Annotated in this window: 12 protein-coding genes and 2 tRNA genes; 10 read left to right on the forward strand and 4 right to left on the reverse strand. The window is 67.4% G+C overall.

Translation table 11 applies throughout. The annotated features are described in order from the left end of the window. Nucleotides 1-31: 31 nt before the first annotated feature. The 6 genes from orn (at nt 32) to ACH34Q_RS12630 (ending at nt 3350) form a co-directional block, all read left to right on the forward strand. Nucleotides 32-631, forward strand: a complete 600-nt coding sequence (gene orn, locus ACH34Q_RS12605) for an oligoribonuclease (RefSeq protein ID WP_395983035.1) — start codon at nt 32-34, stop codon at nt 629-631. Between the two features lie 58 nt (nt 632-689). Further along, a tRNA-His gene (locus ACH34Q_RS12610) sits at nt 690-762 on the forward strand. Between the two features lie 95 nt (nt 763-857). Continuing rightward, entirely contained in the window at nt 858-1814 is a 957-nt protein-coding gene (locus tag ACH34Q_RS12615) for a TIGR03557 family F420-dependent LLM class oxidoreductase (protein ID WP_395983036.1), read from the forward strand. 56 nt (nt 1815-1870) lie between these two features. Beyond that, nucleotides 1871-2419 (forward strand): response regulator transcription factor, encoded by a 549-nt coding sequence (locus tag ACH34Q_RS12620; RefSeq protein ID WP_395983037.1) that lies wholly within the window; start codon nt 1871-1873, stop codon nt 2417-2419. Between the two features lie 81 nt (nt 2420-2500). Further along, nucleotides 2501-2573: transfer RNA gene (locus tag ACH34Q_RS12625), tRNA-Lys, on the forward strand. 342 nt (nt 2574-2915) lie between these two features. Next, complete coding sequence (locus tag ACH34Q_RS12630; protein ID WP_395983038.1) at nt 2916-3350, forward strand: NUDIX domain-containing protein; 435 nt, start codon at nt 2916-2918, stop codon at nt 3348-3350. 57 nt (nt 3351-3407) lie between these two features. Here the strand turns inward: ACH34Q_RS12630 and ACH34Q_RS12635 are convergent, their stop codons facing one another. The 4 genes from ACH34Q_RS12635 to ACH34Q_RS12650 all read right to left on the reverse strand — a co-directional run bounded on the left by ACH34Q_RS12635 (nt 3408) and on the right by ACH34Q_RS12650 (nt 8741). After that, nucleotides 3408-4181 (reverse strand): MFS transporter, encoded by a 774-nt coding sequence (locus ACH34Q_RS12635; protein WP_395983074.1) that lies wholly within the window; start codon nt 4179-4181, stop codon nt 3408-3410. A gap of 143 nt (nt 4182-4324) precedes the next feature. Then, nucleotides 4325-6013 carry a tannase/feruloyl esterase family alpha/beta hydrolase gene (locus ACH34Q_RS12640; RefSeq protein WP_395983039.1) on the reverse strand — a complete coding sequence of 563 codons (1689 nt, stop codon included), beginning with the start codon at nt 6011-6013 and terminating at the stop codon, nt 4325-4327. A 171-nt stretch (nt 6014-6184) separates the two neighbouring features. After that, nucleotides 6185-7744, reverse strand: coding sequence for an AMP-binding protein (locus tag ACH34Q_RS12645; protein WP_395983040.1), 1560 nt, complete (start codon nt 7742-7744; stop codon nt 6185-6187). A 4-nt stretch (nt 7745-7748) separates the two neighbouring features. Continuing rightward, the gene (locus ACH34Q_RS12650; protein ID WP_395983041.1) at nt 7749-8741 is read right to left on the reverse strand and encodes an NAD(P)H-dependent flavin oxidoreductase; all 993 of its coding nucleotides are present in this window, start codon (nt 8739-8741) and stop codon (nt 7749-7751) included. A gap of 109 nt (nt 8742-8850) precedes the next feature. Between ACH34Q_RS12650 and ACH34Q_RS12655 the strand changes: the two genes are divergently transcribed. From ACH34Q_RS12655 to ACH34Q_RS12670, 4 genes are read left to right on the forward strand one after another with little or no spacing between them, the layout of a single operon-like run. After that, complete coding sequence (locus tag ACH34Q_RS12655; protein WP_395983042.1) at nt 8851-10038, forward strand: lipid-transfer protein; 1188 nt, start codon at nt 8851-8853, stop codon at nt 10036-10038. 1 nt (nt 10039) lies between these two features. Next, the gene (locus tag ACH34Q_RS12660) at nt 10040-10495 is read left to right on the forward strand and encodes a MaoC family dehydratase N-terminal domain-containing protein (RefSeq protein WP_395983043.1); all 456 of its coding nucleotides are present in this window, start codon (nt 10040-10042) and stop codon (nt 10493-10495) included. Further along, complete coding sequence (locus tag ACH34Q_RS12665) at nt 10492-10905, forward strand: MaoC/PaaZ C-terminal domain-containing protein (protein WP_395983044.1); 414 nt, start codon at nt 10492-10494, stop codon at nt 10903-10905. Before ACH34Q_RS12660 ends, ACH34Q_RS12665 begins: the two co-directional genes overlap by 4 nt. 18 nt (nt 10906-10923) lie before the next feature. Then, on the forward strand, nt 10924-11748 hold the full coding sequence (locus ACH34Q_RS12670) for an SDR family NAD(P)-dependent oxidoreductase (protein WP_395983045.1): 825 nt from the start codon (nt 10924-10926) through the stop codon (nt 11746-11748). Nucleotides 11749-11756 lie beyond the last annotated feature (8 nt).

Genomic DNA, 11756 nt, shown 5'->3' on the forward strand with positions numbered 1-11756 from the left:
GCCCGCACGCACATGGTCGTAGGGTTGACCCATGAACGAGCGGCTGGTCTGGATCGACTGCGAAATGACGGGACTCGACCTGCGCAACGACGCGCTGATCGAGATAGCGGCGCTGGTGACCGACAGCGAGCTCAACATCCTCGACGCGGGCATCGATCTGGTGATCAAGCCGCCGGAGGAGTCGCTGACCCAGATGACCGGCATCGTCCGGGACATGCACACCACCTCCGGCCTCCTGGACGTCCTCGCCGGCGGCATCACCCTCGCCGAGGCCGAGGAGACCGTCCTCAAGTACATCCGCACACACGTCAAGGACGCCAAGAAGGCCCCCCTGTGCGGCAACTCGATCGCCACGGACCGCTCGTTCCTGGCCCGCGACATGCCCGCACTGGACTCCCACCTGCACTACCGCATGGTGGACGTCTCCAGCATCAAGGAACTGGCCCGCCGCTGGTACCCGCGGGTCTACTTCGCCAGCCCGGAGAAGAAGGGCGGCCACCGCGCCCTGGCCGACATCACCGAGAGCATCCAGGAACTGCGCTACTACCGCGCCGCCCTCTTCGTCCCCCAGCCCGGCCCCGACTCCGAGACGGCCCGCGCCGTGGCCGCCAAGGTGGCCGAAAACCGGTAACCAACCACCCCCGGGGAACCGCTACACTTCTTGAAGCCGGGATCACATCCCGGCCACGGTGGGTGTAGCTCAGTTGGTAGAGCACCAGGTTGTGGTCCTGGATGCCGCGGGTTCAAGTCCCGTCACTCACCCCGAATGTCAGGGCCCGGACGATCGTCCGGGCCCTTTCGCATGGAACGATCTCTCCCGGGCAGACCCTCACGCACCGTCACCAGAGGGGAACCCGATGAAGATCGGCTACAAGCTCTTCGCCGAGGCGTACGACCCCAAGGAGATCGTCCGCCAGGCCCAGCGTGCCGAGGCGGCCGGCTTCGACTTCGTCGAGATCAGCGACCACTACCACCCCTGGCTCTACAGCCACGGGCACAGCGGTTTCGCCTGGTCGATGCTCGCCGCCATCGCCGCCCAGACCTCGAAGATCGAACTCGCCACCGGCGTGACCTGCCCGTTCGTCCGCTACCACCCGGCGATCATCGCCCAGGCCGCCGCCACCACCGCGATCCTGTCCGACGGCCGCTTCATCCTCGGCATCGGCTCCGGCGAGCGCCTCAACGAACACGTCGTCGGCGGCGGCTGGCCCTCGGTCACCGTCCGGCACGAGATGCTGCGCGAGTCCCTGGAGATCATCCGCCTGCTGTGGACCGGCGGCTACCACTCGTACGAGGGCAAGCACCTGGACCTGGACGACGCCCGCGTCTTCGACCTCCCCGACGCTCCCCCGCCCATCATCGTGGCCGCCTCCGGCGACCGTTCCGCCCGCATCGCCGCCGAACACGGCGACGGCCTCTTCGCCACCGACCCCGACGCATCGGTCGTACAGAAGTACGGAGAGACCGGCGGCACCGGCCCCCGCTACTGCGAGGTCCCCTTGGCGTACGCCAAAGACGAGAAGACCGCCGCCGAGTCGGCCCACAACCTCATGCGCTTCTCCCTGCCGGGCTGGAAGGTCATGGCCGAACTCCCCAACCCGATCAACTTCGAGGCCGCCACCGCCTCCGCCACCCAGGACGACATCCGCCGGAACATCTCCTGCGGCCCCGACCCCGACCAGCACGCCGAGTCCACCCGCCCGTTCACCGAAGCGGGCTTCGACCACCTCGCCCTGATGAACGCCGGACCCGACGTCGACGCCTTCTTCGACTTCTACGCGACCGAACTGGCCGGCCGCCTCATTGGCTCCTGATGATCGGCCGGTTATGCTCCGAACCCAACGAACAATGACACCCCACCGGAGACGGGATGAGTGTCGACGAAACGGCCCCCCTGCGCGTCCTCGTGGCGGTCACCGACCCCCACGCGCGCGCCGACGTCATCGCACGCCTCGCTGCCGACCCCCAACTGGACATCGTCGCCGAATCCGACGGCCCCGGCGCCCCCCTCCTCGCCGAACGCCTGCGTCCCGACATCGTCCTCCTCTGCACCACCACCGCCCACCACTCCGCCCCCCTGAGTCGCACGTCCCGCGTCTTCGTCCTCACCTCCGATCCCACCACCGTCCCCGACACCGCCTGCGGCCCCCTCCCCCCGGACTTCACCACCTGCGACCTCCTCCGCCACGTCCGCGACGCCAGCCGCGTCTCCCACGGCCTCTCCGCCCGCGAGGCCGAGGTCATGGACCTCATCGCCACCGGCCGCTCCAACGGCGAGATCGCCCGCCAGCTCTTCCTCAGCGAGAAGACCGTCAAGAACCACGTCAACCGCATCTACGCCAAGCTCGGCGTCACCTCCCGCGCCACCGCCATCGCCCTCTGGCGCGGCCTCATGAGCGTCCTCCCGGCCAGGGATTAACCGATTCGCACTAGGTCCGCAGGTCCTGCTAACCTTCTTCATGTCGCCAGGAGGGGCCACCACCCCCTCCCGCACCGACAGGCGCCGTTAGCTCAATTGGCAGAGCAGCGGACTCTTAATCCGCGGGTTCGGGGTTCAAGTCCCTGACGGCGCACCCCGTCTGACCTGGGCATTCGCAGCAACACAGCGAATGCCCAGCAGTCTTTATAGGGGCATTCGTCCCCCCGTGTTGCTCCATGTTCGCTCGCGGGTCCCAACCCAGACACGACGCGCCCGATAGGCGTCCCGGAACGGCGCCCGATCGTCGGCGCAGTGACCTGGCCAACACTGTTTCTCCCGCGACGCCGGTCCTTCTCCGGTTGATTGTCAGCGCGACGCAACTCCATGCGCCGACTGGCACTATGACCACCCGAGAGGGCGAACCGAGCCTGCTTGCGCGCTACGGCGCTTCTCGGCGAGGGCACTCCAGGAAGCCGGTCGCCGGCAAAGGGGATGAATGACCAACAAGATCATCAAGGACAAGGTGCTTTGCTACATCGTCCGCGACGGGCGGCTCCTGGTCCTGCGGCACATCGACCGCAGCTACGAAGAGGTCGGCATCCAGATACCGGCCGGCAGCATCAAGCAGAACGAGACGCCCGAAGAGGCCGCCCTCCGCGAAGCTCGCGAGGAGACCGGCCTCCCCCAGTTCGAGATCGTTCAGAAGCTGGGCGAGACCACCTACGACATCAGCCCCTACCGCTTCGAGATCCAGCGGCGCCACGTCTTCCACCTGAAGACCACCCAACCGACCCCCGAACGCTGGACCAGCCAGGAACTCCACGACGGAGAACAAGACCCCACGGACTTCGAGTGCTTCTGGATTCCGCTGGAAGCCGGACACGTACTCCAGTCGGGACAAGGCGCACTGCTCGGCGCCCTCTACACCTGACCCCGGCGCCGTCGCTCCACCGCCGCACACCGGCCGCTCCGTGACCACCCCAGCCGTTCAGGGGGCGCTGTTCTCCAGCTTCTCCAACGAGACGGATGGGTTGGCACGGGCCGCGCGGTCCTCCTGAGAGGAACGTCCGCGAAGGACAGAATGCTCCGCGGACACAGCCCGTGTGCTGCGAACCGCCAGCACCCCGACCGTCACGATCAGGACCAGCAACCCGCCGATGCTTGCGGCTTGCTTGGGGCCCAGCATGCCGGCGAGAGGGCCCGCGGTAAGGACGGCGGCGGGGGTGAGGGCGAAGGCTCCGAGGACGGTCCAGCTGTTGACGCGGGCCAGGACCTGGGGTGGGAAGGTGTGCTGGATGGTGGTCCACCACAGGACGGCGTAGATGGTCTGGCAGATGCCGGGCAGCAGCATCGCCGCCGCCAGGACCGGCCAGGGCGTTCCTGCGCCCATCAGCAGCATCGGGACCGCTGCGGTGGCGGGCAGCAGCGCGCAGGCCAGGACCGGACGTGCAGGGCGCCAGCGGGCGGCGATGACGGCGCCGAGCAGGGCACCGGCGGCTTCGGTGGCGGTGATGATGCCCCAGGCTTTGGAGCCGCCGTGGCCGTGTTCGGTGTAGAGCGGGCCGATGACGGCGTTGAACGAGGCGACCGCGACCAGGACCGCGGTGAACTGAAGGGTGAGCACCCACACCCACCGATGTGCGGTGAACTCACGCCATCCCGCGCACAGTTCCTTCAGCACTCCAGAAGCCTCCGCCCGCCAGATCGGTGTGCGGAGACGAGTCAGGAGCAGGGCGGCGATGAGGCTGGCGGCGGCCTCGATGGCGGGGGTATTCGCTCACGAGTTACAAGCTCCCCTCTTCGAGGGAGGACAGGCTGCTAGTCCAGCGGGGGCGGCGGAACCTGGGAGTTCCGCCGCCCTCACGGCACATGATCTGCTAGTTCCCCAGGATGACGCTCATCGGTTCAGGATGAACGGGACGGAGTGCATTTGAGGGTTGTGCCTTCCCAGCGGCAGGTCTGCTGGTAGCCGGAGCGGAACGGTGCGCCGACCCAGGGGTAGCGGTCGTCTGGACGCTTGCTGGGCATGGAAGCGGTGAAGTTCGCGGCGTCATCAATGCTTCCGCTACCGGTGTACTTGGCGCGCAACGGATACGGGTAGGACGGACGGGTGCGGACGGTCTGGTCGCCGTTCTTCTTGCTGGCGATGACCTTCTGTGGCGCGGAGTCCTTCTCAACCCAGTCGTACATCGGAGTGAAGAGGTCGAAGGTGTTGGGGCCGTGGCCTCCGAGGCAGTGGTAGACGCCCGGGAACATGAACATCCGCGCGAAGCGCTGGGTGGCCTGTTCTCCGCCCATCCGCTTGGTGACCGCGTTGTAGTAGGCCAGGCTGCTCTGGGCCGGAATGGCGGGGTCGGACCAGCCGTGCCAGATGATCAGCTTGCCACCGCGGTCGCGGAAGCGGGTCAGGTCGGGATCGGTGGAGTCGTAGATTCCGCTCATGCGTCGGAGTTCGTTGAAGGTTCGCCGGTCGAAGCGGTGGTCCTGGAGAGTGAACGAGGCCGGTGGGTTGTTCCAGGATGCGAAGTACTTGAGGTAGTTCAGTCCGAGGGCTTCGAGGCCACCCGTCTGGCCGGGAGGTGCGATCACATAGCCCAGCCATGCCGGTTCGGTTCCCTTGGGCAGGCCTGATGGGAAGAGTCGCCGACCCTTGTCGTCGACCGGTCCCTGGTAGATCTTCCTGACCACGTCTACCTGCGCGGCGGTGAAGCAGTTCGGCTGCTCAGAAGCGGCGCAGCGCAGTTCTCCGGGGTCAAAAGAACAGTCGCGCGGATCGCCGATCAGCCCGTCCTTGAGCCCGTCGGTGGTGTCGCAGGCGGCCATCACCTTCTCCTGCAGGAGCGGGAGCTTGCCGGGGCCGAGGATCTGCTTGCCGCTGCGGTCGGTGTTGACGGTGGCGATCCAGGGGAAGAACTCGCCGGCCAGCGCGGTGAGGTTGTTGCCGGGGGCGCCTGCGATGATGCCGTCGAAGTCGTCGGGGTAGCGCTGCGCCTCCATCAGGGCCTGCCGGCCGCCGTTGGAGCATCCGGCGAAGTAGGAGTGCTGCGCGGGTTGCCCGTAGTACGCCTTGATGACGGCCTTGGCCGCCAGCGCGGTGACGTGTTCGGAGCGGTAGCCCATGTCGATCCGTAGTTGCGGTCCGGAATGGGCCCACAACCCGTCTCGGGAATCGGTGCCGATGTGGCCGCCGTTGCTGGCTCCGATGACGACGCGCCCATCGTCGGGGGGTGCGCATCCACCGGGCAGGAAGTGGTTCGGGTCGTCGGGGGCGGCGAATCCGCAGAAGCCGCCGCAGCCGAGTTGCACATAGCGGCCGGTCCAGCCCTGAGCCGGCAGCCGCAACTCGAACTGGACCTGCGGAGAGACGTAGCCCTTGACCTGGCAGTAGGCGGGCTTCTGGGCGGTCGCGGCCACCGGTGTGACGCTCAATATCTGGGTGGGCGCGTCCCGCAGTCCGCTGAGATCGAGCTTGCCGAGTTGCTGGCAGGTGACGGCTGGGGCGGCTTCGGCCTGGGTGCTGGCTCTGGCCGGTGTCTCACCGGAGAGCGTCTGTGCGGCTCCTGCGACCAGGGACAGGACCAGAACGCCGTACAAGAAGAGGACAGCTCGCCTACGTACTAGGTGGTCTGTTGGTTTCATCGCGTGTCGTCCTTCCGGCGGGGGGCAGCGGATGGGGCTCCGCTGTGCTCGGAACTCTGGTGAGGACGATGGCAGCGGTGCCCGCCCCGCGTGGCCGTCAGGCTCGCGGGGCGACTCGGCGCCTGTCTAGTTGACCTGGCGGCGCTGGCCGGCCCAGTACGGTGCGCGGAGCGACTTCTTGTCGATCTTTCCGGACGGGTTGGTGGGGAGTACGTCCGTGAAGTCGATGCTCTTGGGTGCCCAGACGCTGCCCTTGTGCTGCTTGACCACGTCGATGAGCGCCTCTGCGGAAACGTCGGACCCGGGCTTGGTCACGACGACCGCCTTGACGGCTTCGCCCCATCGCGGGTCGGGGACACCGATGACCGCGCACTGGGCGACCGCCGGATGGGTGATGAGCAGGTCCTCGATCTGCCGCGGGAAGACATTGAAGCCACCGGTGACGATCATGTCCTTCTGGCGGTCGATGATGAAGACGAATCCCGCTGCGTCGACATATCCGATGTCGCCTGAGCGCACCCAGCCGTCCTGCATCGTCTCGGCGTCCCGGCTTGCGTCGACGTAGCCGACCATCTGCCCTGGCTGCGCGGCACAGATCTCCCCCGGCTCCCCCGGCGGCAGGACGTGGCCCGCCGCATCGCGGATGGTGAGGTCGACGTGGTACATCGGCCGGCCGGCCGAGGCCAGGCGCTCGATCCACTCGGGTGAGTCGAGGCGATGGTCCTCTTTGCGCAGGCAGGTCATGTAGCCCGGCTCGGTCCCGGCGTAGGTCTGTACGAAGATAGGCCCGAAGGTCTCCAGCGCGCGGCGCAGGCCGTCAGGAGCCATGGGAGAGCCGGCGTAGACGACCGTCCGGAGGGTCGACAGGTCGACCTTGTCGCGGCGTGGGTGGTCCAGCAGCATGTACACGATCGTGGGGACGACGGCGGTGGCGGTCACGCCTTCGCCTTCGATGGTGTCCAGCAGCAGGTCCAGGTCGAAGCCCGGAAGGATGACGTTGGTGCCTCCTCGCATGAAGGTGGGCATCACGAAGGTCTGGCTGAAGTGGGTGAGGGGCGCGGCGTGGGCGAAGACCTCGCCCGGCCGGATGTCGCCGATCTCCAGTCCCGCCGTCACGGCATAGTGCGACCAGGTCGCATGAGTTTGCAGTACGCCCTTCGGCACCCCTGTCGTACCGGAGGTGAATCCGACGAAGGCCAGGTCGTCCACGTGCGGTTCGATGGCCGGAGTGCTCGCCGACTCCCGCTGGAGCGTTGCGTCATAGTCCAGCGCGCCGGGAAGGGGGTCACCGGCTGAGAGCCGGATGACGTGCTGGAGTCCCGGTAGCCGGTCCCGGATCTGCGCGACCGCCTCATCGAAGGCTTCGTGGTAGATGAGCGTCGAGGCTTGGACATCGTCCAGGTAGTAGTGGAAGTCCTCGGCCGAGGCCCGGGTGGGCATCTGGGTGATCGCCGCGCCCGCCTTCCAGATCCCGCACATCGTGGGGATGAACTCCAGGCAGTTCGGCATCAGCAGCCCGACACGGTCGCCTTTGCCGACCTCGAGGCGTACGAGCGCGTTGCCGACCCGGTTCGCCCAGTCGTGCATCTCGGTGTAGGTCAGGCGTCGTTCGCCGTCGACCAGCGCGGTCCTGTCGGCGTAGTACGAACAGGCCCGGTCAAAGATTCTTGGCAGCGTTCCCCACATGGGTCTACCTCCCTGGTTCGGCGAAGATGGCCGATTCCTTCAGTGCGGTGGCGGTCGCCTGTCGTGCCTGCTCGTACTCCCGGCGGGTCCGGTGTACGAGCTCGTCGACGGTGACGACCTCCGTGATCCCCGAGACGCTGTGGCCGGCGCTCCACACGTTCCGCCGGCTGAGGAGACGGCTCTGCGCGAACCCGGCCGGGGCGGAGGCAGCGGCGTCTTCGAGCGCGGATTCGAGCCACCCGTTGAGGAAGTTCGCGGGCAGTCCGCTCAGCGCCGTCGAGAGCGTGACGTCGTCCAACGTGGACTCGACCAGGGCGGCGCGGAAGGCGTCGTCGGCGAGGCTCTCGGCGGTCGCGATGAACTTGGTCCCCATGTAGGCAAGGTCGGCGCCCAGGACCTGGGCTGCCCACAGTGCCGCGCCATCGGACACTCCCCCGGCGAGCACGAGTGGTCCGTCGAAGCATTCGCGGACGGCTCGTACGAACGACAGCGGGTTGGCCCAGCCCGTCTGTCCGCCTGCTCCGGCCGTGAGCAGGACCAGGCCATCGACGCCCGCCTCGATCGCCCGCTCGACATGGCGCAGGCTCGCGACATCGGCGAAGACCTGACATCCGGCCTCATGCAGTGGTCCGAGCACGGGAACCGGGGAGCCCACGCTCGTGATGACCAGCGGTGTTCCATGCCGGATGAGGCAGGCGACGTCCTCTTGAAGGCGTTCGTTCGATCGGTGCACGACGAGGTTGGCGGCGAACGGAGCCGCCTCCGGCCCCTCGTCCTGGATTCCGGCGGTGATCTGGGTGAGCCAGAGGTCGAGTTCGGTGACCGAGCGGGCATTGTGTGTCGGGAACGATCCGATCACACCGGCGCTGCAGGCCGCGGTCACCAGATCCGGTCCCGACACATCCGTCATCGGCGCCGCCACAAGTGGCAGCGCCACCCGGTCAAGCGGTGAGGACAGGGCCACGGCCCCTCCCGAGGTGAAGTTCCAGTGTTGCATCTGGCAGTTGAAACATTCGGTTGTGGTGCGGTGTTGGTGGCGTAAGTAAATATGGATTAACCTCACGTTGGCAAGAGCAAGCCGTGCTTCAGCCCTACGGAGGTTCTTGATGGACCAAGTCGTCCGGATCGCGGGCGTCGGGATTACCCCCTTCGCCAAACCCAGTGCCAGCGACAGCTACGACGTTCTGGCCGAACGGGCCGTACGGGCGGCGCTGGCGGACGCTGGCCTGGACTACGAGCAGATCCAGCAGGCCTATGCCGGATACGTCTACGGCGACTCGACCTGCGGGCAGGCCGCGCTGTACCGCCTTGGCCAGACCGGCATCCCCATCATCAACGTCAACAACAACTGCTCCACCGGCTCCTCTGCGCTGTGGCTGGCCCGCCAAGCGGTCGCGAGCGGGGCGATCGACTGCGCGCTGGCCGTGGGGTTCGAGCAGATGCGGCCTGGAGCGCTCGCCAACGCGTGGAACGATCGGCCTGGCCCGCTGGAACGCGCGTCGGCGACGATGGCGCGGATCCAAGGGCCGGACGACCTGGCTCCGGTCGCGGCGCAGTACTTCGGCGGAGCCGGCAAGGCCTACGCCGACGCCTACGGCACCGCCCCCGAGACCTTCGCCAAGATCTCCGTCAAGGCGCGCCGCCATGCCGCTCACAATCCCAACGCGGTGTTCCGTACGGCGCTCAGCGAGGAAGAGGTCCTCGCCTCACCGCACATCTACGGGCCGCTGACCCGCCTACAGTGCTGCCCACCCACATGCGGGGCCGCAGCCGCCGTCGTCTGCAGCCCCGCGTTCGCCCAGCGGAACGGCCTGCGCGCCACCGTCGCCATCCGGGCCCAAGCGCTCACCACCGACACGTCGAGCTCCTTCGACGACGGCGACATGATGAAGCTCGTCGGCTACGACATGAGCAAGGCCGCCGCGAACCGCGTCTACGCCGACAGTGGCGTGGATCCCGAGGACATCGATGTCGTGGAGCTGCACGACTGCTTCACCACCAACGAGCTCATCAGCTACGAAGCACTGGGCCTCACCCCAGAGGGCACCGCCGAGAAGTTCATCCTGGACGGCGACAACACCTACGGCGGGAAGGTCGTGACCAACCCTTCGGGCGGCCTGCTGTCCAAGGGGCACCCCCTAGGAGCCACCGGGCTGGCGCAATGCGCCGAGTTGGTGTGGCAACTTCGCGGCCAGGCCGACGGCCGCCAGGTCGAGGGCGCACGGCTGGCCCTCCAACACAATCTCGGGCTCGGTGGCGCATGCGTCGTCACCCTCTACGAGCGGACGGCCTGAGATGACCGCCAGTCCAAACGCCGTGGGGCTGCACACTCCTCCCTCAACGGTCCTGGTGGAACGGGGACGCCTACGCCTGTTCGCCAAGGCGATCGGCGAGTCCGGTCCCGTCTACACCGACGTGGAAGCAGCCCACCAAGCCGGTCACCGCGACCTGCTCGTTCCCCCGACCTTCCTGTTCTGCCTGGAGATGGACCGGCCCGACCCCTTCGCCTTCCTGAAGGAGGTCGGCATCGACCTGAACAACGTGCTCCACGGCGAACAGAGCTTCACCTATCACGCCATGTCCTTCGCCGGCGATGAGCTGACCTTCGAGTCCCACATCTCCGACGACCGTGAACGCAAGGGCCGGACGCTGCGGTTCCTGACCCGCCGAACACGGGTCACCCGGGCGGACGAACCGATCGCCGACCTCAGCAACGTCATCGTCGTACGTCAGCCGGAGGCCGGAACGTGACCCTCTCCACCGACCTGCACGTCGGCTTCGAGTTGCCACCGTTGCCCCTGCCCCGGATCGACCGGACCGCGCTGGCGCTGTACGCGGGAGCCTCCGGAGATCACAACCCGATCCACATCGACATCGACGCCGCTCGCGCCGCCGGGAACGACGATGTGTTCGCCCAGGGAATGCTTTCCATGGCCTACCTGGGCCGCCTTCTGACCTCCTGGGTTCCCCAGGACCGCATCCGCTCCTACCAGGTCCGGTTCACGGCCATAACTCCCATCCACGCGAAACCGCTCTGCACCGGCCAGGTCGTCTCGACCGAGGAGGCCGATGGACAGCGGCAGGCCCAACTCGAACTGCGGGTGACCTTGGCGGACGGCACCGTCACGTTGCAAGGCCAAGCCCTCATCTCACTTGCATGACCTCGGAGAGGACTCCCAATGGGAACGCTCGACGGCAAGATCGCCATGGTCTCCGGCTCCGGACGCGGCATCGGCCGCGCCATCGCCCTCAAGCTCGCTGAGCAGGGCGCGCGGCTCGTCATCAACGACCTCGACCCCGAGCCCGCCGAGGAGACACTGACCACCATCAAGGCGATGGGAGGCGAGGCCGTCACCTGTATCGGAAGCGTCACCGACACCGACTTCGCCGACCGGTTCGTCGCCACCGCCGTCGACAACTACGGCGGCGTGGACATCGTGATCAACAACGCCGGATACACCTGGGACACCGTCATCCAGAAGATGACCGATGAGCAGTGGGACGCGATACTCGACGTCCATCTCAAGGCACCGTTCAGGATCCTGCGCGCAGTCCAGCCGGTCATCAGCGCCAGCGCCAAGGCCGAGCGCGCCGAGGGCCGCACGGTCCACCGCAAGATCGTCAACATCTCCTCGATCGCCGGTCTCGGAGGCAACGCCGGGCAGGCCAACTACAGTGCGGCCAAGGCCGGGATCGTCGGCCTGACCAAGACGCTGGCCAAGGAGTGGGGCCGCTACGGCGTCAACGTCAACGCGATCGCCTACGGCCTCATCCGAACCCGCCTCACAGAGGCGGCGGCCAGGGCCGACGCGACCATCGACGTTCAGGGCCGCGAGATCAAGGTCGGCGTCAACCCCGACCTCCTCACCGCAATGGAACGCATGATCCCCCTGGGCCGGGCAGGCACGCCGGAAGAAGCCGCCGGCGCGGTCTACCTGCTCTGCCTCCCCGAATCCGACTACATCAGCGGGCAGGTCGTCGTGTGCGGCGGCGGCTACTCCTGAAACAGACC

This window comes from Actinomadura sp. 9N407, assembly GCF_044326315.1.
Lineage (GTDB): Bacteria > Actinomycetota > Actinomycetes > Streptosporangiales > Streptosporangiaceae > Spirillospora.

Coding starts and splice junctions, on each gene's coding strand:
- orn (WP_395983035.1), top strand. CDS start 32: ATGAACGAGCGGCTGGTCTGGATCGACTGCGAAATGACGGGACTCGAC.
- ACH34Q_RS12615 (WP_395983036.1), top strand. CDS start 858: ATGAAGATCGGCTACAAGCTCTTCGCCGAGGCGTACGACCCCAAGGAG.
- ACH34Q_RS12620 (WP_395983037.1), top strand. CDS start 1,871: ATGAGTGTCGACGAAACGGCCCCCCTGCGCGTCCTCGTGGCGGTCACC.
- ACH34Q_RS12630 (WP_395983038.1), top strand. CDS start 2,916: ATGACCAACAAGATCATCAAGGACAAGGTGCTTTGCTACATCGTCCGC.
- ACH34Q_RS12645 (WP_395983040.1), bottom strand. CDS start 7,744: ATGTGGGGAACGCTGCCAAGAATCTTTGACCGGGCCTGTTCGTACTAC.
- ACH34Q_RS12650 (WP_395983041.1), bottom strand. CDS start 8,741: ATGCAACACTGGAACTTCACCTCGGGAGGGGCCGTGGCCCTGTCCTCA.
- ACH34Q_RS12655 (WP_395983042.1), top strand. CDS start 8,851: ATGGACCAAGTCGTCCGGATCGCGGGCGTCGGGATTACCCCCTTCGCC.
- ACH34Q_RS12660 (WP_395983043.1), top strand. CDS start 10,040: ATGACCGCCAGTCCAAACGCCGTGGGGCTGCACACTCCTCCCTCAACG.
- ACH34Q_RS12670 (WP_395983045.1), top strand. CDS start 10,924: ATGGGAACGCTCGACGGCAAGATCGCCATGGTCTCCGGCTCCGGACGC.